The 22,544-nt window shown below is 46.3% G+C and carries 21 protein-coding genes; 16 read left to right on the top strand and 5 right to left on the bottom strand.

The window, feature by feature from the left end:
* Nucleotides 1-76: 76 nt before the first annotated feature.
* Complete coding sequence (gene yiaY, locus IL_RS04045; protein ID WP_011234047.1) at nucleotides 77-1,225, bottom strand: L-threonine dehydrogenase; 1,149 nt, start codon at nucleotides 1,223-1,225, stop codon at nucleotides 77-79.
* Nucleotides 1,226-1,415: 190 nt separating this feature from the next.
* The gene (locus IL_RS04040) at nucleotides 1,416-3,587 is read right to left on the bottom strand and encodes a TonB-dependent siderophore receptor (RefSeq protein ID WP_011234046.1); all 2,172 of its coding nucleotides are present in this window, start codon (nucleotides 3,585-3,587) and stop codon (nucleotides 1,416-1,418) included.
* Nucleotides 3,588-3,755: 168 nt separating this feature from the next.
* Between IL_RS04040 and IL_RS13825 the strand changes: the two genes are divergently transcribed.
* Nucleotides 3,756-4,556, top strand: a complete 801-nt coding sequence (locus IL_RS13825) for a DUF3179 domain-containing (seleno)protein (RefSeq protein ID WP_011234045.1) — start codon at nucleotides 3,756-3,758, stop codon at nucleotides 4,554-4,556.
* 22 nt (nucleotides 4,557-4,578) lie between these two features.
* The gene (locus tag IL_RS13820; protein WP_196803385.1) at nucleotides 4,579-4,923 is read left to right on the top strand and encodes a DUF3179 domain-containing (seleno)protein; all 345 of its coding nucleotides are present in this window, start codon (nucleotides 4,579-4,581) and stop codon (nucleotides 4,921-4,923) included.
* A gap of 58 nt (nucleotides 4,924-4,981) precedes the next feature.
* Here IL_RS13820 and IL_RS04030 read toward each other — a convergent pair whose 3' ends face one another.
* From IL_RS04030 to IL_RS04020, 3 genes are all read right to left on the bottom strand, one after another.
* Nucleotides 4,982-5,761 (bottom strand): acetoin reductase, encoded by a 780-nt coding sequence (locus tag IL_RS04030; RefSeq protein ID WP_011234043.1) that lies wholly within the window; start codon nucleotides 5,759-5,761, stop codon nucleotides 4,982-4,984.
* A 91-nt stretch (nucleotides 5,762-5,852) separates the two neighbouring features.
* Nucleotides 5,853-6,341 carry a hypothetical protein gene (locus tag IL_RS04025; RefSeq protein ID WP_011234042.1) on the bottom strand — a complete coding sequence of 163 codons (489 nt, stop codon included), beginning with the start codon at nucleotides 6,339-6,341 and terminating at the stop codon, nucleotides 5,853-5,855.
* 124 nt (nucleotides 6,342-6,465) lie between these two features.
* Complete coding sequence (locus IL_RS04020) at nucleotides 6,466-8,796, bottom strand: glucose/quinate/shikimate family membrane-bound PQQ-dependent dehydrogenase (RefSeq protein WP_011234041.1); 2,331 nt, start codon at nucleotides 8,794-8,796, stop codon at nucleotides 6,466-6,468.
* A gap of 91 nt (nucleotides 8,797-8,887) precedes the next feature.
* Here IL_RS04020 and IL_RS04015 point away from each other — a divergent pair, with 91 nt between their 5' ends.
* The 14 genes from IL_RS04015 (at nucleotide 8,888) to IL_RS03945 (ending at nucleotide 22,511) form a co-directional block, all read left to right on the top strand.
* Complete coding sequence (locus tag IL_RS04015) at nucleotides 8,888-9,916, top strand: hypothetical protein (RefSeq protein ID WP_011234040.1); 1,029 nt, start codon at nucleotides 8,888-8,890, stop codon at nucleotides 9,914-9,916.
* An 80-nt stretch (nucleotides 9,917-9,996) separates the two neighbouring features.
* The gene (locus tag IL_RS04010) at nucleotides 9,997-10,362 is read left to right on the top strand and encodes a cupin domain-containing protein (RefSeq protein WP_011234039.1); all 366 of its coding nucleotides are present in this window, start codon (nucleotides 9,997-9,999) and stop codon (nucleotides 10,360-10,362) included.
* Nucleotides 10,363-10,521: 159 nt separating this feature from the next.
* The gene (locus tag IL_RS04005) at nucleotides 10,522-10,974 is read left to right on the top strand and encodes an energy transducer TonB (RefSeq protein WP_016341293.1); all 453 of its coding nucleotides are present in this window, start codon (nucleotides 10,522-10,524) and stop codon (nucleotides 10,972-10,974) included.
* Between the two features lie 66 nt (nucleotides 10,975-11,040).
* Nucleotides 11,041-11,541 carry an arsinothricin resistance N-acetyltransferase ArsN1 family B gene (locus tag IL_RS04000; protein ID WP_011234038.1) on the top strand — a complete coding sequence of 167 codons (501 nt, stop codon included), beginning with the start codon at nucleotides 11,041-11,043 and terminating at the stop codon, nucleotides 11,539-11,541.
* A 206-nt stretch (nucleotides 11,542-11,747) separates the two neighbouring features.
* A complete protein-coding gene (locus IL_RS03990) occupies nucleotides 11,748-12,368 on the top strand; it encodes an HAD-IB family hydrolase (protein WP_011234037.1) in 621 nt (206 codons plus the stop codon).
* A 34-nt stretch (nucleotides 12,369-12,402) separates the two neighbouring features.
* On the top strand, nucleotides 12,403-13,047 hold the full coding sequence (locus IL_RS03985; RefSeq protein WP_011234036.1) for a class I SAM-dependent methyltransferase: 645 nt from the start codon (nucleotides 12,403-12,405) through the stop codon (nucleotides 13,045-13,047).
* A 47-nt stretch (nucleotides 13,048-13,094) separates the two neighbouring features.
* Nucleotides 13,095-13,487: a SecDF P1 head subdomain-containing protein gene (locus IL_RS03980; RefSeq protein WP_011234035.1), complete on the top strand. Its 393-nt coding sequence runs from the start codon at nucleotides 13,095-13,097 to the stop codon at nucleotides 13,485-13,487.
* A 196-nt stretch (nucleotides 13,488-13,683) separates the two neighbouring features.
* Nucleotides 13,684-14,394, top strand: a complete 711-nt coding sequence (locus IL_RS03975; RefSeq protein ID WP_011234034.1) for a hypothetical protein — start codon at nucleotides 13,684-13,686, stop codon at nucleotides 14,392-14,394.
* Nucleotides 14,395-14,431: 37 nt separating this feature from the next.
* Entirely contained in the window at nucleotides 14,432-16,402 is a 1,971-nt protein-coding gene (locus tag IL_RS03970) for a hypothetical protein (RefSeq protein WP_011234033.1), read from the top strand.
* Nucleotides 16,403-16,544: 142 nt separating this feature from the next.
* Complete coding sequence (locus IL_RS03965; protein ID WP_011234032.1) at nucleotides 16,545-16,796, top strand: hypothetical protein; 252 nt, start codon at nucleotides 16,545-16,547, stop codon at nucleotides 16,794-16,796.
* 49 nt (nucleotides 16,797-16,845) lie between these two features.
* Entirely contained in the window at nucleotides 16,846-18,093 is a 1,248-nt protein-coding gene (locus IL_RS03960) for a TolC family protein (RefSeq protein ID WP_011234031.1), read from the top strand.
* Nucleotides 18,090-18,995: an efflux RND transporter periplasmic adaptor subunit gene (locus IL_RS03955; protein WP_011234030.1), complete on the top strand. Its 906-nt coding sequence runs from the start codon at nucleotides 18,090-18,092 to the stop codon at nucleotides 18,993-18,995. Before IL_RS03960 ends, IL_RS03955 begins: the two co-directional genes overlap by 4 nt.
* 10 nt (nucleotides 18,996-19,005) lie before the next feature.
* The gene (locus tag IL_RS03950) at nucleotides 19,006-22,137 is read left to right on the top strand and encodes an efflux RND transporter permease subunit (RefSeq protein ID WP_011234029.1); all 3,132 of its coding nucleotides are present in this window, start codon (nucleotides 19,006-19,008) and stop codon (nucleotides 22,135-22,137) included.
* A gap of 137 nt (nucleotides 22,138-22,274) precedes the next feature.
* Nucleotides 22,275-22,511, top strand: a complete 237-nt coding sequence (locus tag IL_RS03945; RefSeq protein WP_011234028.1) for a hypothetical protein — start codon at nucleotides 22,275-22,277, stop codon at nucleotides 22,509-22,511.
* Nucleotides 22,512-22,544: the final 33 nt, after the last annotated feature.

Here is a 22,544-nt window from a genome sequence, read left to right as displayed (position 1 = left end):
TATAGGATTTTGTTAGCACAGTACAATAAACTTTAGCTATGTCCGATGTCGGACGGACAAGCTTAAAAGACTCCGGTTAAAAAGCCGCTTTAAAAATAGTAACAATGTCTTCGTGACTGGGTTGAATTGGATTAGTCAGGCCACAAGCGTCTTTCATGGCATTGTCTGCCAATGTATTAAAGTCCTCTTCTTTTGCCCCTAATTCTTCCAAACCAGCCGGAATATTGACGCTTTGAGATAGTTTTACAATGGCGGCAATAGCAGCGTCAGCCCCTTCTTTTTCTGTTAATCCCTGTACTTCTGCGCCCAGTGCTTTACCAATGTCTTTCAGGCGCGGTGCGACAACCTGACTGTTGTAGCGTTGCACATGAGGCAATAAAACCGCGTTGCAGACGCCGTGCGGCAAGTCGTAGAATCCGCCGAGTTGGTGCGCCATGGCATGTACATAACCCAGGGACGCATTGTTAAACGCCATACCCGCCAGAAACTGTGCGTAAGCCATTTGCTCACGAGCTTCCATATTCGCTCCGTTATGAACCGCTTCGTGCAGATTGTCCCGGATAATCTCTATGGCTTTTATGGCACAGGCATCGGTAATCGGCGTAGCGTCGGTAGATACATAGGCTTCAACGGCATGGGTCAGCGCATCCATGCCTGTTGCTGCAGTCAAGCTGGCAGGCATACCGACCATTAACCTTGGGTCGTTAACCGACAGAATTGGTGTCACATTTTGGTCGACAATTGCCATTTTAATATGGCGTTCCGGATCGGTAATGATGCAAAAGCGGGTCATTTCGGACGCTGTGCCTGCGGTGGTATTAATACTAATGAGTGGCAGTTGTGGCTTTTTCGAGACATCAACGCCTTCATAGTCACTAATATGCCCGCCATTAGTGGCAACCAGGGCTATACCTTTGGCGCAGTCGTGAGCTGAACCTCCACCTAGTGAAATAACACAATCGCATTGATGTTTCTGCAGAACATCTAACCCGGCTTTCACGTTCGTTACTGTCGGGTTGGGTTGTACGCCATCGTAAATTAGGCTGTCTATTCCATGCTCTTTGAGCAGGGCTTCGATTTCGGCAGTAACGCCCAGTTTGGTCATGCCGGGGTCGGTGACTATCAAGGCTTGTTTAAAGCCATAGTTGTCCATTTGCGTGGCCGCATCTTTAAGGGCGTTCTCGCCAATAATATTGACCGCTGGAATATAAAAAGTACTGCTCATGGCATTAGCCTTTTCTGTCAGTGAATTTATATTCTATTATTGTGTTCCTTTGTTTCGCCGAATAGCTTGATCTGAATCAATAATTTGGCGTAAAGATAAAATCAGCACACCAGAGAGTCTGCATATAGCCCCGCTATCATACGTAGTAGCAGGGCTATATCGATTTTTTAGATCATGAAAGGGCAATACCTTAGAAGTCCCAGCGCACACTGGCACTGATATTACGTGGTTCGCCATAAGAGCCGTAGTTGTACACGCCGACACTTTCAAAGTAATTCTTATCAAAAAGGTTGTTAATATTTAATGACGCAGTAAGGCTGTCAGAGATCTGATAGCGGGCAAACAGGTCGGCAACCGTATAACTTTCCTGGCGGGGGATTTCACCATTGGGGCCCACACCTTGGTTTCTTGAAGGGAATACTTCACTTTGCCAGCGAAGCCCACCACCGAGAGTAAGCTCCGGCAAATTCTCTGCAAAGCTATAAGAACTGGTTATTCTTACCATGTCTTCAGGCGCTTGTCGGCTGACTTTTTCGCCGTCATTGTTGCGGGCTACCCGGTGTGTGTAACCTGCGTAAATTTGAAGGCCGGTCATTAGCTCGCCAGAAAGCTCAGCTTCATAACCTTTGGTTTCAACACCGTCTTCTGCTTTATAGCGTTGCTCTGGTTGGCCAGCGACAATCACTTCAATATCCGGAACCGCAACATTTCGCTGCTTAACCTGGAATACTGCAGTAGAGAAGTTCAGTCGTTGGTTAAAGAATTCGCCTTTCAGACCTATTTCATAGTTTTCGCCGTGCACAGGGTCAAGCAAATTACCATACCGATCTTTTTGAGTTTGAATGTTGTAGATATCGGTCAGGCTGGCGTAGCTGGAGAAATGATCATTAATGTCGTAAACAATGCCTGCGTATGGGGTAATAACACCGGAGTCAGATTCATCCACCGCGGTGACAGGGGAGCTCATAGCCTCGGGAGTGTAGTTGTACTCTTCATGCGACCATGAACTGGTGCGAAGTCCTACAATTAGGGACAAAGGCTCCGCTAGGTCAAATTGCGCACCACTGTAAAATCCGCTTTGCTTAGTTTCCCAGCCCCAGATATAGTCAGATGCCGATGCAAATTCTTGTTCAGAGACAGAATCCCATTGGTAAAAGCTCCATGGCTCAATTGCTGACAGTGCAGGTCGTCTGCTTCGGTCATTTTCTTCAAGGTTACTGTTCCAGCCGACAACCATTTGATGTTGGCGTCCTAAAAGCTCAAACGGACCGCTTAGTCTAAAGTCCAGAGTATATTGGTTCCAGTCACCTCTGGTCGAGCTGGGGCTGGCTCCAAGTCCGAGGCCGGTGTCCCGATCAAGAAATCCGGTTACATACATTCTTTTGTCATCATAATGCCCGTCAATATGGCTGGCGTAGAAATCAAATTGCCAAAAGTTGGCAAAACGGTGCTCCAGTGAGGCAAAAGTAATGTTGCGATCACGATCCCGGTAGGTCCAGTCACTTCCGGTATTGCTGGAGCGGGGGAGATCAGTACGTGTACCGTCGTTGTAATATAAAGGTACGGGCTCACCGTAACTTATTCCATCAACATGATGTTTCTGGTAGTCGACACCGAAATTGACTTCGGTATAGGGCGTTATGTCAGCTTCCAGAATACCGTAAAGAATCGTTTTATCACGCTCTACACTGTCCATGTAAGAACCGGCATCCTGATAAGCCGCAACAAAGCGTCCCCTTAACTTGTCGTCAAAACCAAGACTTGACGAGACATCGGCTTCCGCTCGGGTTAAATCCCATCGACCGGCTTTAATGTTAATAGAAGAGCGGAGGTCTTCCGTTGGTTTTTTACGAATTAAATTGATAGCGGCTGATGGATTGCCCGCCCCCTGGAGTAAACCTGCAGCGCCCCGAATCACTTCTACACGCTCATAAACGGCCATGTCAGAGAGAAAGTCGCCTTCAACACCACCGTAAGCACCGCGCACATTAGCACCGTCAAATTGCACGTTATCAATAGAGAACCCGCGTGCGGTCGGAAAAATGCGATCTGTTTCGGCTCGGTTGACGTTAATGCCGGTGGTGTATCGGAGTGCCTGAGCAATTTCTGTTATTGCTAAATCGTCAATCTGCTGTTGGGTAATTACGGTCATTGACTGCGGGGTTTCTCTAAGTGAGAGGTTAAGCCCGGTGGAATAATTCATAACACGTGTTGTGTAAGAGTTTTTAATTTCAATTCTTTCCATTTCTTCGCTTTTGCTGCTTTCGTCCTGAGCGTAAGACGGCAAAGCAGCTGAGGCTGCGCCTATGCCCAGTAATACCGCTAAGTGAAGAGGGGATTTTTTTAAATGCTGAGTTATCACCTTTATATCCTCGCCTGTGTAAAGTGTAGAGAGGTTACTATAATGTTAATGATAACTATTATCAATTGTATTTAAGGTGAGCTATTGCCGCTATGGCTTTATTTAATGAGATGATGTTTACTTCGGTAATCGCATGCGCCGCTTTTTTGCTTTAACTGAGAGACCGTTATGGTATTTATCTTTTATGCATTCGCAATTTTGTCTCTGGCAGTGAGCGCTGCTGCCGTATATATGACGCTTATCCAGTCGTTTCCTGTTCAGTGGTCGTATTACCATTACTTTATTCGAAAGCCTTTTACCTGGGCTGTGCTGGTTGCTGGTGTTATCGGTACTTTGCTAATGAGCTGGCAAATTGACGAGCTGCCTTTATGGACGTTTCCTCCTCTTATCCTAATGGCGTTGGCCGTTGTATTAGCGCATCGAATGCATCAGGAGAATGCGTTTAAAGCGGTTGATTTCCCCGCCATGGCAGATGAGCCGCTGAAGCTTTCTCTTCAGGACAACATGGAGCTGGCTGTTATTGAGTGCGATGGTGTTACTAAGGCTTACCCGCTAGACTATGTAATACATCACCATATTATTAATGATCGTTTCGATGACAGACTGGTAGCATTAACTTATTGCGCTATGTGCCACAGTATTATTCCTTTCGATGTCACCGATATTGGCCCTTTATTTGTCGGCTCGTTTAAAAACGCGAATATGATTGTGGCTGACAAGAAAACTAAAACCTTTTTTCAGCAAGCCAGTTGTGAATCGGTTATTGGCAAGTTACACCCGTATACACTAACAATGATCCCGTTTCAGGTTTTAACCTGGAGTGAGGTGAAAAAGCTGAACCCCTGTCCTAAGGTCGTGAGAGTAACAAAGCAGGACTTTAAAGCGTTTGAGCTTCCCGTTAAGGGCCTTTGGAAAAAGGTTATAGCGAATGGTTTGACCCCAGGACTGTCATCAAAAAAACCGGGATAATACCTTTTCGCCCCGAACGCATGTGGTGGGCATTACCGATAAAGTCGCTAACCCGCAGGTTGTGTACCTTAAAGACGAGTTACTAAAGCAGGGCGTGGTTAACAACGAAGAGTTAGGTGTTGTGCTTGTCGCTGTGAACGGCTCAGTTCTTGGTTTTAAAAGCTCAGTCGAGGAAAAGCCGGTGAGCATTGAACCCGGTGCTAACAGCACGCTTTGCGACACTAAAAGCGGAACGGTGTGGGATGTTCGCGGTAAGTTTATAAAAGGCGAAATAGAATCGAACCTGGTTCCTGTAGCTATTTCCGATGAATATTGGTTCTCCTGGAAGCTGTTTCATCCCGGCAGTAAGCTGGTGCATTGCAAATAAGCACCAGCAAATACCGGAAATTTAGCGATTCATCGGTATGTGGAATACGATGACTCTCTTAACGAAAAACGATACCGCCATCAATTAACGGAGCCTGACCCGTCATGTAGTCAGAATCGGGGCCAGCCAGATAAGATACAAAACTTGCGACATCCTCTGGTGTTTGCGCGCGGCCAAGAGCAATGCCATCAACATACTTTTTGTACGTCTCGCCTACGGGCGCATCAGTAAGTTCAGCAAAGCGTTTGTCAATTTCAACCCACATATCGGTGCCAACGACTCCGGGGCAGTAGGCGTTTACCGTAATACCCTGGCTTGCATATTCCAGGGCTGCGGCTTGAGTTAACGCGCGCACGGCGAACTTAGTTGATGAGTAAACACCCAATAATGCAAAACCGTTATGACCCGCGATAGAGGAGGCATTGATAATTTTGCCTTTTTGTTTGCGCTCAATAAACTTCTTCGCTGCTGCCTGAATGCCCCAAAGAGTACCATCAACATTAATTTTCTGAATTTTATCTAATTCTTCTTGAGTGACATCCGCAATTGCCTGAACTTGGGCAATACCCGCGTTGTTCACCATGATGTCGAAACCACCAAGCGTTTTTTCAGCGTGATCAATGGCAGCGTAAACCTGCTCCCGGTCACTTACATCAGCTTTGAATGTTGTTGCTTTCCGGTTTAATGCTTCTACTTCGCGGGAGACCTCATTCATCTTGTCTTCGTTTAGATCCACAATGGCAATGTCGGCACCATCTTTTGCCAATCGCAAAGCTATAGCGCGCCCAATGCCCTGACCAGCTCCAGTTACTAAAGCTACTTTATTTTGTATAGACATAACGTACTCCTATTTGAAGATTGCACTTCAATTAGAGTACATACGCGGCGGTTAAGTTTCGCAAATGCAGATCAAAAAGTGGGGATTTTCATTACGACATAACCAAGGACATCACTTCCGCAACTGCTTTGTCATCTAAGTCCATTTGATCAACCGTTTCGCCGAGTTGGAGCATGGCCTGGCTAAGTGCGGTATTATAGCTACTGATTTCCTTTTGCAGAGCGTCTATTCGAGCCTTGCGTTCTTCATCGCTCAGGGCACTATCGTTCATAACGTCCCGCAGTTCCTGCTGTTTCTCCTTAAGCTTTTCTCTGTACTCCGCTATCCGTTTTAGTAAGTCTTTTAGCCCTGTGGGAAGGCTACTTTCGTCAATTTTTTCCTTCTTAGAAAGAAGCGAGCTTTCCCCTTTTTCAGAGGCAGAGGTAAGTTCTTTAACCAAAGGTGACAGGTCAACATAAAAACTGGCGCTGCTACTGGTTTTGTCGCTCGCAGGTTGGCTATTCGTTGTTGTGTTGAGCGGCTTAGTACTGACCGAAGGCACACTGGAAGAGGCGGTCTTCGTGTATAAAGATATAGGCATGGCACTCTCTCCAGAAGGTTAAAGGCTATTTCCGTAGGTTTGCCTTAGTATCGGCAACGTTTGCCAATACTTTAGTTCGTCCTTGGAAATAGCCTTTAGCTTAAAACTCGCTGCTATATAATGCTTAGCGTTTGAGTTTATAGGCAATCACATAATCGCCAATGGTGGTGCCTATAGAGCCGTGACCACCGGCTACCTGAACCACCATTTGTTCACCCTGGCTGTTCAAATAGGTCATTGGTGTGGCCTGTCCTCCAGCTGGCAAACGTGCACGCCAAAGTTCTTCACCGGTGGATAAGTCATAAGCGCGCAGGTAGTTATCGACAGCGGCTGCCATAAAGACCAGACCACCTTCGGTGATGACAGGGCCACCAATACCGGGGACGCCCATTTTAATTGGCAGCGGAAGCGGTGTCAGGTCACGGACAGTACCGTTTTTATGCTTGTATACGGTTTCGCCGGTTTTCAGGTCAACACCGGCCACGTAGCCCCATGGTGGCTGCTGACAGGGAACACCTAGCGGAGAAAGTAAAGGCTTCATATCCACTGCATAAGGCGCGCCGTCGTTTGAGTTCAGGCCTTGTTCTCCCTGGTTGGCCGGACCCATGTCGGAGCCGTCTTTTTTAACCAGCCTTTGTGTGAAGGCCAGGTATAAAGGCATACCGAACATAACCTGACGTTTTGGGTCTACTGCAACACTGCCCCAGTTGAAGACCCCAAAGTTACCCGGATATACCAGTGTGCCTTGTTCTGATGGCGGCGTGTACTGACCTTCATAGCGCAGTGACTTAAACTGAATACGGCACATCATCTGATCCAGCGGTGTCGCTCCCCACATGTCTTTTTCAGTCATGGTGGGTGGACGGAAGGTTAGCGCTGAAATTGGCTGTGTTGGCGAGGCATTATCCAGAGCCACCGTTCCCTGAGGTGCTGATTTTTCGGTAATCGGAAATATAGGTTCGCCGGTTTCACGATTCAGCACGTACACATCGCCTTGCTTAGTGGGTACCACAAGAGCCGGCTGTTTTCCGCTTACGGTATCTAAGTCGAGTAGTACCGGCTGAGCAGGGGTATCCATGTCCCACAGGTCATGATGAACAAATTGTTGTACCCACTCTACCTGTCCGGTTTTAAGGCTTAGCGCAACCACAGAGCTGGAATATTTCTCTTCATTTTCAGAGCGATACCAACCCAACTGATCGGGAGTGCGGTTCCCCATAGGAAAGTAAATAAGACCCAGCTCTTCATCAGCACTGGCTACCGACCAGCTGTTAGGAGAACTGGTAGTGTAAACTTCGTCTTCGGCAATAGGAGCGGTTTCATCCGGGTTACCGGAATCCCAGTTCCATACCAGCTCGCCAGTTTTTACGTCATAGGCACGAATAACGCCGGAAGGTGAGTTTTTGTCGTAGTTGTCATTTACCGAGCCTGCAACTACCACTACGCCATTCGCTACAACTGGCGGCGACGTAGAGTAATAGTAACCGGCTTGTTTGAACGGCATATTGTGGGTTAAATCCAGTTCACCGTTATCGGCAAAGTTTGCACAGCGTGCGCCTGTGGTCGGGTCAATTGCAATTAAACGGGCATCGGAAGTTGGCAAAAAGAGCTCTGCGTCACACTGCACCGGAGCCTGAGTTTCGGCTGCTATATCCAGCTTTTCAGCAGACGGCGCTTCACCGGAGCTGGGTGGCAAATAGGACACACCGCGACAGGTTTGATGCTGGCGCTGACTTTCAGGTGGCACTTTGGCGTCAAATACCCAGCGTTTAGAGCCGTTGTTGGCATCCAGTGCGACTAACCAGTTGTGCGGCGTACACAAATAAAGCGTATCGCCAATTTTCAATGGTGTTGCTTCATAGGTGGTTTCACCCACGTCTTTAGGGCCCTTCATGTCACCAGTGCTGTAACGCCAGGCTTCTTCCAACTGCCCCACATTTTCGGTGGTAATTTTATCCAGTGGCGAATAACGCTGACCCATATTAGTCCGGCCATAAGCGTACCAACTGTCTTCCGGAGAGTTGCCCAGTTTAGGAGATTCGCTGTCTACTTGCGTATCGAGCTTTCCGGATAAGTCATGTGGGTTTGCCAGAACGCTGCCCAGTGTCATTAGTGCAAGAACGGCCCAGACCGGGAGCAATACTTTGCGCCCGCCGTTGTCTGCCTCTTTGGAAAACAGCAAAGGTATGGCCAGCACCAAAAATAAACCTATGCGCGGCGCTAATGCCCACCAGTCATAACCGGATTCCCACGATGACCACAGCATGGTGAGGATCAGAAATACAGCGAACAAAGTGCGTGTTAACGGATGACGTTTGTAACCAAGCCAGGCGTTTAATAGTAAGACCAGGCCCGCCAGAAGGTAGTAGGGGCTGCCGCCAAGTGTGAGCAGGTAGACGCCACCGGCCGTTAAGGCAAGGCCAAGAAGTGCAATTAGAATAGCGAATAAAATCATAGCAATGATTCCATATGTTGAAATGCATACAGATGTGAGCGATATTCTAGCAGATGAAATACCAAGTCACCGCTGAATTTGAAGGAACAGTATGAACATTACAAGGAAGAACTTAAGCGAAGCGGCGGATAAAAACATTATCTCTACTTCGCAAGCTGACGCTCTTTTTGAATTCTTTAAAGAGCGACATCAGGACAAACCTCAGTTTACGTTCAATCATGTGCTGTATTATCTGGGCGGGCTGATTGCTATTGGCGCAATGACGCTGTTCATGAACCTGGGGTGGGAATCTTTCGGGGGGGCCGGCATTGTTCTGATATCCGTTCTTTATGCCGCTATTGGCTTAAAGCTTACTCATGTTTTTTCTGCTAAAAGCTTATCTATTCCCGCAGGAATCTGTGCCACCTTTGTGGTCTGCTTAACGCCGTTGGCTATTTACGGCCTTCAGCAATGGTTAGGTGTCTGGCCCGACGAAACTGTCTATCGTGAGTATCACCGATATATAAAGTGGCACTGGATATACATGGAGCTGGGCACCCTGGCTGTGGGTGTCATTATGGCGTGGAGATACAAATATCCGTTCTTAGTTATGCCTATAGCTGTGACGCTTTGGTATATGACTATGGATATTACCGTCATGATTGCTGGCGGTGACATCAGTTGGGAACTAAGAAAACTCGTATCGCTGTACACCGGGTTATTAATGATAGGTCTTGCATTCTGGGTGGACATTCGTTCGCGCGATACCGCTGACTACGCTTTCTGGATTTATCTCTTCGGTGCTTTGGCTTTTTGGGGCGGTCTATCTTTTATGGAATCAGACAGTGAACTGTCAAAATTTGTCTATTTCTGCGTAAACCTTCTGATGATAGGTGTTGGTGTATTACTGGTTCGTCGGGTATTTGTGGTGCTTGGAGCCCTTGGCGGTTGTTTTTATCTTGGCTATTTAGCTCAGGATGTTTTCCAGGACAGTTGGCTATTTCCAGCCGCTTTAACTGCTATTGGTCTGGGGATTATTTACTTAGGCATCCTCTGGCAAAAGCATGAGAAAGCTATTACCAAAAAGTCGCGTGAGTTGCTTCCTGAGGCGTTACGGGAGCTGTTGGAGGCAAGGTCTTAATGATTGGCAGTTGAAATAGCCATCGAGTGATTCACTATTAACAGTTTGCGGTAAAACAAAGAAGGTTAAGGGGGATACCAATGTCATCAAACGTCGTTAATTTTGCCGAAAAACTGAGTAAGTTTTCTGAACACTGGTCGCCGCGGGTGGTTGCCGAAATGAACGATTATCAAATTAAGGTCGTTAAAATTCAGGGTGAGTTTGTCTGGCACGATCATAAAGACACCGATGAAGTTTTTCTGGTACTCAAGGGACAAATGGGTATTGAGTTCAGAGATAGTGTGGTGCAGCTAGCGGAAGGCGAAATGTATGTGGTACCTAAAGGTGTAGAGCATAAACCCTTTGCTGAGAGTGAATGCCAGGTACTCCTGATTGAACCAAGTGGCGTTATCAATACAGGGGAGGCCGGTGGTGAGCTTAAGGCGAAGAACGATGTTTGGGTTTAGGCATTTTTTTTAATTATTTCACCGAACCACGATAAACAACCTGAATGATAGGTGAATGACGTCAACTTCCTTTTATTTAGGTATAGTATATTGTATAAATTATGTATATTTTAGTCTGTTCTGCAACAGAGAAAGTTAGTTGAGCCTAGGGAGAGGACATTGAAAAGAATTGCCATTGTTTTTATATCTGCATTATTTGTCATTTCTTGTTCATCAAATACTGAAGAAGACAAGATAGATACTCAGTTTTTAGATTTATCCAGCGCTGAACACAGCGAGCTCGTTGGTAACTATTGGACTGTAGCTAAGCGCGTTAATCCCCAATATCCAGCTTCAGCGGCCAGAGATGGAGTGTCCGGCTGTGTTGATCTAATCGTGGGCATAGGCTCTGACGGCCGTGCCGAGGGGTATAAAATTCGATCGTCTTATCCCAAAGGGGTTTTTGATGATTACGCAGCGGCAGCCCTTTCTCAATGGGAATGGAAAGCATCTGAGGAAAATATAGAACGCACTCCCGTAGTAACTTCGATTCAGCTCGATTTTACTACAGAGGTCGCGCCTGATGATTCCGAGTATATAGAAAATTGCCAACCGAAAAAGCAGGCTAAATAGTAAATTGAAGTTAGAAAAATACCGACTAATTAAGTTGGATTAATTACCAGTGAATAGACGCTAGACATGATTAGAGATGCTAATAAAGGTGACTCAGATGCTATTGCCGATATTTATAATTATTATATCGAAAATACATCGATTACATTTGAAGAAACACCGGTTTTAGGCTCCCAGATGCAGCAGAGAATTGAAGACGTTCAGGAGTGCAGCTTGCCCTGGCTCGTTGTGTTGGACAACGAGATTATCGTTGGTTATGCCTATGCGACAAAATGGAAAGATCGAAGCGCCTATCGGTTTTCAGTAGAAGTAACTGTTTATCTTGCAAACCAGATGCGAGGTCGAGGGCTTGGTAAAAAGCTCTATGAAGCCCTTTTTCTCAGACTCAAAGAACACGGAATTCATACGGTAATTGGCGGTATAGCACTTCCAAATCCGTCAAGTGTCGCGCTACATGAGAAAATGGGAATGAAAAAAGTGGCTCATTTTGAAAAAGTTGGTTTTAAGTTTAATGAATGGCGGGATGTAGGGTACTGGCAGCTTATAAAACCTATCATCACGGTTTAACTGACATTATGTATACGATGAAGCGGAGAGAAAAAGACGAGTTTGTGAACTATACACTTGGAGCAAGTAGTCTTGCCACTTTTGCTGCCTTCTTTAAATCAGTTATGAAGTCAAAACTCTTATTAACTATGGTACTGATTGGCTTTGCCGCAGCTTTTGGCTTTCTGTATTATTTTTTAAACCTAAAATAATTGTATAAAGTTACTATGAACTTAGCCCTCTTTGACTTTGACGGCACAATAACTAACCAAGACACTTACACAAAGTTCCTGCTTTACGCAACCCCTAAGCACCGCGTTATAGCTGCTCTGATTTTAGCCTCACCAATTATTATTCTGTATAAATTGGGGCTTTTAAAAGCCTCACGAACGAGGCCTGCGTTATCCAGAATTGTATTCTGGAACCGCCGGGCACCTGAAGTTTTAGAATCGGCAAAAGAGTTTGCTGAACACTATTTACCCAGTGTTACAAGGGAAGAAGCGCTTGCAAAAATTGAATGGCATAAACAGCGCGGCGACGAAATTTATGTGGTGTCAGCATCGTTAAATTCATATTTATCGTTTTGGTGTAATGCCCAGGGTATTAAGTTCATATGCAGTGAACTGGAGCTTAAAAACAATAAATTGACAGGCCGTTATGTCTCCGGCGACTGCAGTCTGGATAATAAAGTGAAAGGGATTAAACGTACCCTCGATTTGTCCGCGTTTGAAACCATATTTGCCTATGGTGATACCGAAGAAGACATGCCCATGTTGGCATTAGCGGATGAAAAGTATTTTAGGTGGCAGCGTATGTCTGAATTAGCAGAGCCTTCCGATGCTTTGTAAAATAAAAATATTATTTGTTAACGGGTAACCTCAAATGGATCCACAAATTCTGGCTTCACAGCTACGTCATCCTAGTGGAGAGCACGCCTCTGAAGTCGCTTTAAACATGAACAGTGCAAACGGTCAGTTGAACGTAAAGTGCATAGATCTTTTAAACCTACAAAATTCGGAGTCACTGCTGGAAATTGGTCCCGGCAATGGAGTTTTTGCTGCTGACATAATCAAACGGGCTGATAACCTCTCCTATACTGGCGTTGATTGGTCAGCAGATATGGTTGCCGAAGCGAAACGCATGAACGAAGATATAGTGACTTCGGGGCAGGCAACATTTCAGCAGGGCAATTCCTCTCAACTCAATTTTGATAACAATGTATTCGATAAAGTTCTGACCGTTCATACTCTCTATTTCTGGGACAATCCACTTGAGCACTTAGTGGAAATTCGACGTGTTCTTAAACCTCAGGGGCTATTCTGTCTCGCTTTTGGCGAGAGTTCATTTATGAAAGATTTGCCCTTCGTGCCTTATGGCTTTGAGCTCTACGATAGGGAACTCGCCTGTAACTTGTTGCAAGACGCGGGGTTCAGATTACTCAATGCGGAATATTATGCAGAGCAGGGCGTGAGTAATACAGGTGAAGTCGTTGATAAAATAATAAATATTATTATCTGCAAAGCTTAATTAGAAAGCTGGAAAACTTTTTACCGACTCAGTTACAGGGACAAAACTTGACCAATTTTAAATACATTCTGGTTCTTACTTTATTGGTAAGTGCTTTCACGTATGCGGACGATACTGCGATCGCAGAGGACAAAGAAAAGTACTGTGATTTTAACTTATATTTACCAGCAAAGAGTGAGGGAGCCCCGGATACCTTACTGTTAGAGCGTTCTGACCTTAGTTCGTTAAATACAACTACCGACAATAATACGGTTCAATGGACAATAGAAGTGGCCGACCATGCGCTGAGTAAATGGAAAGCCGCGAGTAAAGAGCATATTGGTTTACCCATGCGAATTTATTGTGGTGATGAATTGATATCAAGCCCCGTTATCAGGGCACCACTTGGAAAGAAGTTTAGAGTGACCGGAATGGACGAGGGCGCTCGTCGCATACGTTAGTTCCTCCAGGCCGTTATGCAGAAACTTAGGGTTAAGTTTCTGTAAAGGTGTCCACAACTGTATTGGAGCTGGGTATTAAGTTGGGTAAACTCAGTTTACAAAATGACAACACGGTGCCAATGGAAGGTGCATAGTAAGTTTTCTTCCGTTAGCTGTATTATGAAGAGCCGCGCTATTACTAATAAGGGAATGTCTTATGTCTATGCACGAGTTTGAAGACCTGGTTGAGTCGTCGGTTAACTGTCTGGCTCAGTCGAAAACAAAGACGAGCCAGGAACTGCGCTCGCTATTCTGGAACCTCTATCAATTTCAGGAATGTTGGGATACTGGTTTTACTCATCTTCGTGTTATTGACACTTTGTTGAAACACAACTTTGTTTACCAATTTAAACTCACCCAACACCCTGACTACGCCGCGCATAAAGCCTTTTTCGATAGCGTACGCGAGTTTACTTTTATTGGACTGCACCCAGAAGAAAAGTGGAACGGCGAGACAAACCCCACCGTGGGTTACATTGAACCACCTTACCTATATTGCGATGCTGGCTCACCGCTCTGGCAGAAATTCGTCGAAGCAGGCTTGCTTACGGGCGACGATGCATTGCCGCCGGTGGAAATGGCTATTCAGGATACGGCAAAAGAAGTCATTGTTGAGGCAAAAGAGCAGAGTAACCCTGAATTAGTCAGCCTGTGGTATTCCGCATTAGGCTTATATTTATGGTCTTTTCACGAGGAAGCGCAGCTGGAAGAGGCTAAGTCGGATGCATCCATTAAGGCAATTAGAGGTATTGTTCAGGAAACCGGAGCGCTTGATCTTGATCCGGGTCATGGCTTTTTACAGCAACCGCCGCCGGAAGCTTTAGAAGAATATCCGTACTTGTTCTGGTGGTTTCAAATAAACGAGTAGCACACAAAGATGTACCAAAAAAATAGGTAGGGAAACAGTGAATATATACAAAGTTTTGGGTGTTGCCTTTGTCAGCGCAATGCTGAGTGCTGGTTGTGCAGACAGCAAGGAAGCTAAGCAGGAGGGTCGAACTGTGTATGAGCAAATTCAGCAACGCGATGAACTTCACGATGCCCGTTTTGAAATATTAAAAGGGCTTGAGGACGAAGAGCTCGGACGTGCACTGTACGGTCAGGAAATGTCTAACTTCCAATGGATGATGGACGTTTTTGTCTTTTATGCCGGGATAGAAAAAGTTGAATACACTCAGCCGGAGTTTTTCCATTTAAACCAATACAGTGACAGAGATGCAATGACTGACGCGTACTTGCAGAGCCTGGTAGCGGTAAACAGTTGGAAACACCTCTCTTGCATGCAATATTCAAACGAACAGGGTTTTACTCTGAAGCCTGGCTTTGAGTTTCCGTTTCGTTACAGTCTGACATACACCAATATGGTTTTCGGCAACGGTGATACCCTGGGCTTCCCTGAATATGCGAGCTTTCCTGATATGGCAAATAATAAGCAGGCATTGGGCGATATTGTCGATACGCGTGAAGAATTTTGTTTCACCGAGGCACGCGATGAGAAGTCCCCCAGACCAGTTGCTGTAAAAGGAGAGTTTTATGCAGAGTTGCCAGAACAGATAATTACATTTGAACTCAGCGCTGAAGATGTAGGCGGAACTTTGGAGCGAGACGGCTTTTTAATTAACGTGCTGGAGTTTGGAGAAGACTATTACGTAGTTGAAATTAGTATTGAAGACGGCACCGACCCTTCTAAATTGTTCGGAAATGAAGATGTTCTTGCTGAGGCCGTTACAGCCAATGGGGATTATCTCGCTTGGCGGTCAACACGACGTCGGCCTACGTCTGAGGTTTATCAGGAAAACGACCTGCTGGAAGAGGTAATAGCAAAGGCTAAACAGGGAAATATCGATTTAGAAGCTGTAAAAAAGGATTTTGAGGCCTGGCAAAAAGACAGTAAAGAGGCGCGCGCTGGTAAAATATATTTAGGCAGAGCCTTTAACGGACAAGTAGAAAAAGGGTTGTTAACGCTATTAGTGTACGGTGAAGAAAGCAAAAAAGTGGAACGTGAGTTGGAGCTTCCTGTGCTTGATATGCCATATTCCCGGACTTATGAGATTAGCTCGGGTGATATACCAGAGATTGAGCTAACGGCTCCTGTTTACAATGATCGTCTGCCTGTTACAGCATCCCGTACCGAATTAAATGCACAAGAAATTTCAGACTTAATGACACTACTACATTTCCGAGGATATGAGTTCGACGATCCGAAAAGACAGGATGTTGAAACTCCTGGAGTTATAAGGTGGTTTTACCCCAATGTACAAAGCGATGTGTTTATTGAAAGTGGCAACCGGGTCGCGGCATCTGCAATGGCCGGTCATAAGTTCTTTGATGAAAATAATGAGCCAGTGCAGGATGCCGCTGAAGTTGAGTTAAAGAAAAGTGGGAGCCTCGAAAACACGGACTTAGAGAGCATTGAATTTGCTTATGACTTTAAAGCGCACAGTATTGATTATTATCCAAAAAGGTTCACAACTAAACCTGCTCGCTTTAAAGCTGCGCTTCCGGTGCTTATCGCACCTAATCTGACGAAAGAAAGCTATGCTAAAGACGAATTGCCGCAAGGCGTAAGTCTAAAAGGTAACCGACTCATTATTGACTACGCGGAGTTTGAGCCGCGTGAAACGATAAAAAGAAAAGCGTACGAACAAGAACGTCGTCGGAATGAGGTTTTTGTTAAGGATAGCAAGGGATACCTCAAGGAAATAACGAGGCAGTCTTTTGTGTATGCTCATGGTCGGAACAAGCCACCGGTAGATGTTTACTATTTTTATGGCGAGCCCGAAACCTTTGAAATTTGGTATATGGGGGAGGCTAAATTTATCGACTATGACGTAGATATTGACTTGAATTCTACTGGCACGCAGAACGCAAAGTAGTTTATAGGCTTATAGCTTTATTGCTCTGCGCTAGCGTTCGCGGCTTAAGTTCGATAAAGTAGCGGGCACGAAAATCTCATGGTTACTCATTACAGTCATCCTGATACACAGCTTTTTTACCTGTGCGTCTGTGGTTGGCCATATGGAAGACGCAAGCCACAGCAGTGTGGATGTTGTTTTTGATGTAAACCATGGTTTGGAACATAGCCCGAATTCTTCATCTTTAGATCTTGAGCAGGGGCACGACCACCAGTTTCATGCGCACGTTAGTTGCATTACTGGTTATGGCATTAGTGTCTCTGCTTGTCCCGTTATTACCGAAGCTCAACCTACCGCTGTGATTTTTGATAAGGGTTTAGCCCATCAACCGGCGGTTCCCCCACCAAACGCTTAATCTCCATTTCTACCGTCATTTTTAAATAGCGAACAATTGGAGAAAAAACATGAAGCGTTTGAGCTTCGTGGTGGTCTTTCTGGGTGCCATATTGGTGTTTCCGGTTAGTGCTGCCGCGTCAGATTTAACTTTAAGTGATGCATTAAACCGCACGCTGAAGAGTAACCCCGATTTACAAAAGTACGATTACCAACAGCAGGCCGCCGAGGCACTGACTCTGCAGGCTGAGTTTTCACCTAACCCGAGAGTTGGACTGGAAGTTGAAAACTTTGCTGGCTCTGGTGAAAGCTCCGGTCTGGATAATGCGCAAATGACGTTATCGTTCTCTCAGGTCATTGAGTTAGGAGAGAAACGCCAGCAGCGCATTAATGCGGCAACAGCCGAAGAAAAAGTGCAACGGGCCGAGTTTGAATACCAGCGCATTGAGGTGCTGGCACAAACAACACAACGCTTTTACCAGGTACTCAAGTTGCAGGAGTTTATTAGCCTTAGCAAGCAGCAACTCCATCGTACGGAGAGTCTGTTAGAAACAGCACAGGAGCGGGCAAATGCCGGCGCGGTTCCAAACTCTGAGGTAACCCGTATCCAACTTCAGCGCGAGAGCCAACGGGCTGATATAGAGGAACTGAAAGGCCAGTTGGCTAAAGCGCAGGCAAAGCTCAGCGCAATGTGGGCTGAGCAGCCAAACTTTAACCAAGTTTCGGGGACTTTTTATTTCCCCTTAAAGTTGCCGAAGCAATCCGACGTTCTAAATGCAGTAAATAAAGCGCCTGAATATTTACGCCTGTTAGATTCCGAACACTTATTGCAGGCTCAGGCAAAGGCGTTGGAAGCAGACTCTACCTCTGACTTAAGTCTCGGATTTGGCTTGCGTTACAACAATCAGTCGGATGATACCGGTTTTGTGGTTGAAGCTTCGATGCCATTGCAACTGCAAGATCCTAATATTGGGCGTATTCAGCAGCGTCGGGTTTTGCATCAATCGAACCTGCAGCAGCAGAAACTGGTGCGAACTCAGTTGCGCTCGCTGGCACTGGCGCTAATAAACAGCCTGCAAACCCACCAAAACTACCGACAAAAAGTGAAAGACACGCTATTGCCATTGGCACAGCAACTGGTCGAACAAACGAACCAGGGCTATGTGCGCGGTACGCATTCGCTATTGCAGGTGCTGGATGCGCAAAATGAGCTAGCTCAGCTCGAGTATCAAAGAATTTCGCGGGAGCACGCCATATACAGCGATGTCATTCAGCTGGAACGTATGACCGGACAAGCATTTTTAGGAGAACAGCAGTGAAATTATCAACTTACTTTTTAGCAGCTGCTTTGTTGGCTGTCTGTAGTTACACCCACCAAATCTGGGCGTCGGAAGATGACCACCATGAAAAGTCGCATACCGAACTGAGTGATAAAGCCATTGAAAACGCCGACCTGAGCATGGGGCAAGTTAGCTCTCAACGCATGGCTGTGACTCAAACCGTATTCGGTGTAATTGCCCCGGAGAATAACAATATTGCGCATATTAGCGCCCGCTATAAAGGCATTGTGAGTTCGCTTAATGCCAATATCGGCGACTCAGTTGAAAAGGGCGAGGTACTTGCCGTAGTCGAAAACGTCAGTACAGGTACCAGGTTCAGTGTAGTCAGTCCCATTAGTGGCGAGGTTTCTGAACGATTTACTAATGTTGGTGAGTTAGTGGATCAGCAACCTTTATTTCAGGTAATTAATACCGCTTCAGTTTGGGTAGAGTTGTCAGCTTTTCCCGAAAACGTGGAAGCAATGCAGGAAGGTCAGACTGCCGAGGTATATGACTTACACCACCATAAAACGGTAAGCGGTACAGTATCTTACATTGCACCTCAGATGACCGGCGGTCACATAGCCCGGGCACGCGTCGTGTTGCCCAATAAGTCAGGACATTGGCGGCCGGGTATGCATGTTAAAGCGGATGTCACAACTGACACCTTTACTGCCAATGTCGCGGTTGAGTCCGATGCGATTCAGAACTTGAACGGAGAGACCGTGGTTTTTATCCGCGAAGGCAATCGGTTTGAAGCCAGTGAAATTAAAACCGGTCGCAAATCGGGTGACTACGTGGAGGTTCTTTCGGGGCTTGAGCCAGGCGCTGAGTATGTCATTGGCAACAGTTATTTGATTAAAGCCGACATTCTCAAACAAGGTGCAGGGCACAGCCACTAAGGGGACTATCATGATTGATGCACTCATTCGCTTTGCGGTTGAACGCCGCTGGTTAGTGGTGGCCGCTACCTTTTTGATTGCGGCTGTTGGTGTGTACAGCACCATGAAACTGCCAATTGATGCGGTGCCGGACATTACTAATGTGCAGGTACAGGTAAATACCGAAGCACCAGGTTACTCACCGCTGGAAACAGAACAACGTATCACTTACCCGGTAGAAACGGCTATGGCGGGTATTCCGAAGCTGGATTATACCCGCTCAATTTCTCGTTATGGCTTGTCTCAGGTAACCGTGGTATTTGAAGAAGGCACTGACATTTACTGGGCCCGGCAACAAATCAGCGAGCGGTTGCAGCAAGTTAGGGGTGAGCTGCCGCAAGGCGTTGAACCCGCAATGGGACCCATAGCCTCCGGTTTGGGAGAAATCTTTAACTACGTTGTCAGATCAAAGCCCGGGGCAACCGGCGCAGAGGGTAACCCTTACACTGCGGAAAGCCTGCGCACCATACAGGACTGGATCATTAAACCGCAGTTGGTAAAAGTACCTGGGGTTACCGAAATAAACAGTGTCGGTGGTTATGAGAAACAGTACCAGGTGGCACCTGACCCGGGTCGTATGCTGGCTTACAAAGTGACCATGAAGGACTTACTCAGAGCTTTGGATTTGAACAACCGAAACGCTGGTGCCGGTTACATAGAAAAGAACGGGGAACAATGGCTGGTACGCTCGCCGGGCCAGTTAAAATCTCTGGAAGAAATTGGCAATGTGGTGGTATCCAAGCGGGACGATGCGCCGGTTCGGGTTCGCCATGTCGCAGAAGTCAAACTGGGTAAACAACTGCGTACCGGTGCGGCTACATCTAATCAGGAAGAAGTGGTTCTGGGCACCGCCATGATGCTGATTGGCGAGAACAGTCGCATAGTGGCACAAGCCGTTTCAGAAAAACTGGAACAAGTTCAGCAAAGCTTGCCGGATGGCGTGGTCGCCGAGCCCATTTATAACCGTACTACCCTGGTGGATAAAACCATTGCCACGGTTGAGAAGAACCTTTTTGAAGGCGCGGTTCTGGTTGTTGTGGTTCTGTTTATTCTGCTCGGGAATATACGAGCGGCCTTGATCACCGCATGCGTTATCCCGCTTAGTATGCTGTTTGCTATTACCGGAATGGTCACGAATAAGGTGTCCGGCAACTTGATGAGTCTGGGCGCGATAGACTTTGGCATTATTGTCGATGGGGCCGTTATTGTAGTGGAAAATGCTCTGCGACGACTGGGTAATGCGCAACAGCGGTTAGGAAGGGTGTTAAGAACTCAGGAACGCCTGATTGAGGTCATGAAAAGCACGCGTGAGGTATTTAACCCGGCAGTATTTGGCGTTCTCATTATTATGTTGGTGTATCTGCCTATATTTGCATTAAGCGGCGTGGAAGGAAAAATGTTCCATCCTATGGCTTTCACCGTAGTTGCAGCGCTGCTGGGTGCCTTGATTTTCTCGGTCACTTTTGTTCCTGCCTCTGTGGCTATCTTTGTCCGTGGCAATATTAAGCACGGCGAGAACAAAGTCATGCGCGGCGCTCGTAAAGCCTATCAACCGGTGTTACGAGGTGCGTTAAAACTTCCGGTGTTTGTTATTGCTATCGGTTTCGGTCTATTTGCGGTTTCTTTGTTTCAGGCAAGCCGTATGGGAACGGAGTTTTTGCCGCAACTGGACGAAGGCGATATTGCCATGCATGCGCTGCGAATTCCGGGCACAGGCTTACAGCAGTCGGTCGATATGCAAAAAGATGTAGAAGCCGTGGTTGCTGAATTTGCCGAAGTAAAGCGCGTCTTTTCTAAAATTGGTACACCGGACGTGGCAACGGATCCGATGCCACCGAGCGTGGCCGATACCTTCATTATGCTGAAGGAACGCAAAGACTGGCCCAATCCGGATAAAACGAAAGAGCAACTGGTCAGTGAAATTCGTATGGCGGTACAAGAGTTACCCGGTAACAAGTACGAATTTACCCAGCCGATAGAAATGCGGTTTAACGAGCTGATTGCGGGAGTGCGGGCCGATCTTGGTGTACGTATATACGGCGATGACCTTGAACAACTCAAACAACTGGGTGACTCAGCGGCGGCTATTATCAGAGAGGTTCCGGGGGCTTCCGGCGTGCGCGTTGAGCAAATGACCGGCTTACCTATCTTGTCTGTTGAGCCTAAGCGAGATCATTTGGCGTTGCTGGGGCTTACGGTTGCTGATGTACAAAGTACACTGAAGAGTGCTGTAGGCGGTATTCAGGCCGGGGTTATTTATGAAGGTGACAAACGTTTCAAATTATTGGTTCGGCTGGACAATGACTGGCGGCAGAACATTGAAAAATTGAAACAACTGCCGGTAGATGTACCTGCGGCAAATAACCCAGAGCTACAGTACGTGCCGTTAGGTGAAGTGGCTAAACTGACTTTAGCTAATGGGCCTAATCAAATTAACCGCGAAAGTGGTAAACGGAATGTCATTGTCAGTGCCAACGTTACTGACCGCGATTTGGGCTCATTCGTTAATGCGGTTCAGGAGAGTTTAAACATAAACCTGGATATTCCGACTGGTTATTGGATTGATTATGGCGGCACTTTTGAGCAGTTGCAGTCAGCGTCACAGCGCTTAAGCCTGGTGGTTCCGTTAACGCTGTTGCTGATTTTAGGTCTGCTGTATAGCGCCTTCGGTTCTTTAAGCAGCGCATTGATTATCTTTACCGGAGTGCCGCTTGCATTAACTGGCGGAATTTTCGCTTTGTCATTGCGAGGGATGCCTCTGTCTATTTCTGCGGCGGTCGGTTTTATTGCTTTGTCCGGCGTCGCGGTGTTAAACGGGGTTGTTATGCTGTCTTTTATCCGGCAGTTACTCCGTGATGGCTTACAGCTGAAAGACGCTGTATTTGAGGGAGCGCAACAACGTCTGCGACCGGTATTAATGACCGCTCTTGTCGCGAGCTTAGGCTTTGTTCCTATGGCATTTAATACTGGTACAGGAGCAGAGGTTCAACGGCCTCTGGCCACCGTTGTTATTGGCGGTATTATTTCGTCAACGCTTCTGACGCTGGTTGTTCTACCCGCGTTGTTTTATTTGGTAAATCGATTTAAACAGGCGAAAACGTAATTTTATTAATGCTTCCGAATAAGCGCGTTCACCTCGAACGCGCTTTTTTATTGATTTACCCTTAACAAGCAAGTTTAACTTTATTAACATGCTTGAAACATCAAGTTCCGATTATAAGCGACTATTAAGGAAACACCATGAACTCAGGCGCGAAGGCATTAGCTGCTAGCGAAACTAAATTCGACCGCAAAGCCTTTACCATTTTATTTTCCGTTCTAAGTTTACTTTTCGGTGTGGGAATTGGAGTAGCAATAAGCACGGTAGAACTAACCGGCAATTCTGAAATGTACGCTCAACTTGCTTTTAGTCTGATACCCGCAGCTGTTATTTGGACATATGTTCTTTTTCATTATCTAAAACGGTTTGATGATTAAGCCTCGATCATTAAAAACGGATTGGAAAGGGAC

Origin of the sequence: Idiomarina loihiensis L2TR, from assembly GCF_000008465.1 — a bacterium.
Lineage (GTDB): Bacteria > Pseudomonadota > Gammaproteobacteria > Enterobacterales > Alteromonadaceae > Idiomarina > Idiomarina loihiensis.
The sequence above is the reverse complement of the archived record's forward strand: the minus strand, read 5'-3'. Positions and strand labels throughout refer to the sequence as shown.

Excerpts from the sequence above, each read along its gene's own strand:
- IL_RS03945 (WP_011234028.1), top strand. The coding sequence starts at position 22,275 with ATGAACTCAGGCGCGAAGGCATTAGCTGCTAGCGAAACTAAATTCGAC.
- IL_RS04015 (WP_011234040.1), top strand. The coding sequence starts at position 8,888 with ATGAACATTACAAGGAAGAACTTAAGCGAAGCGGCGGATAAAAACATT.
- IL_RS13825 (WP_011234045.1), top strand. The coding sequence starts at position 3,756 with ATGGTATTTATCTTTTATGCATTCGCAATTTTGTCTCTGGCAGTGAGC.
- IL_RS03950 (WP_011234029.1), top strand. The coding sequence starts at position 19,006 with ATGATTGATGCACTCATTCGCTTTGCGGTTGAACGCCGCTGGTTAGTG.
- IL_RS03985 (WP_011234036.1), top strand. The coding sequence starts at position 12,403 with ATGGATCCACAAATTCTGGCTTCACAGCTACGTCATCCTAGTGGAGAG.
- yiaY (WP_011234047.1), bottom strand. The coding sequence starts at position 1,225 with ATGAGCAGTACTTTTTATATTCCAGCGGTCAATATTATTGGCGAGAAC.
- IL_RS04010 (WP_011234039.1), top strand. The coding sequence starts at position 9,997 with ATGTCATCAAACGTCGTTAATTTTGCCGAAAAACTGAGTAAGTTTTCT.
- IL_RS04025 (WP_011234042.1), bottom strand. The coding sequence starts at position 6,341 with ATGCCTATATCTTTATACACGAAGACCGCCTCTTCCAGTGTGCCTTCG.
- IL_RS04000 (WP_011234038.1), top strand. The coding sequence starts at position 11,041 with ATGATTAGAGATGCTAATAAAGGTGACTCAGATGCTATTGCCGATATT.
- IL_RS04030 (WP_011234043.1), bottom strand. The coding sequence starts at position 5,761 with ATGTCTATACAAAATAAAGTAGCTTTAGTAACTGGAGCTGGTCAGGGC.
- IL_RS03960 (WP_011234031.1), top strand. The coding sequence starts at position 16,846 with ATGAAGCGTTTGAGCTTCGTGGTGGTCTTTCTGGGTGCCATATTGGTG.
- IL_RS03965 (WP_011234032.1), top strand. The coding sequence starts at position 16,545 with ATGGAAGACGCAAGCCACAGCAGTGTGGATGTTGTTTTTGATGTAAAC.
- IL_RS03975 (WP_011234034.1), top strand. The coding sequence starts at position 13,684 with ATGTCTATGCACGAGTTTGAAGACCTGGTTGAGTCGTCGGTTAACTGT.
- IL_RS04020 (WP_011234041.1), bottom strand. The coding sequence starts at position 8,796 with ATGATTTTATTCGCTATTCTAATTGCACTTCTTGGCCTTGCCTTAACG.
- IL_RS03990 (WP_011234037.1), top strand. The coding sequence starts at position 11,748 with ATGAACTTAGCCCTCTTTGACTTTGACGGCACAATAACTAACCAAGAC.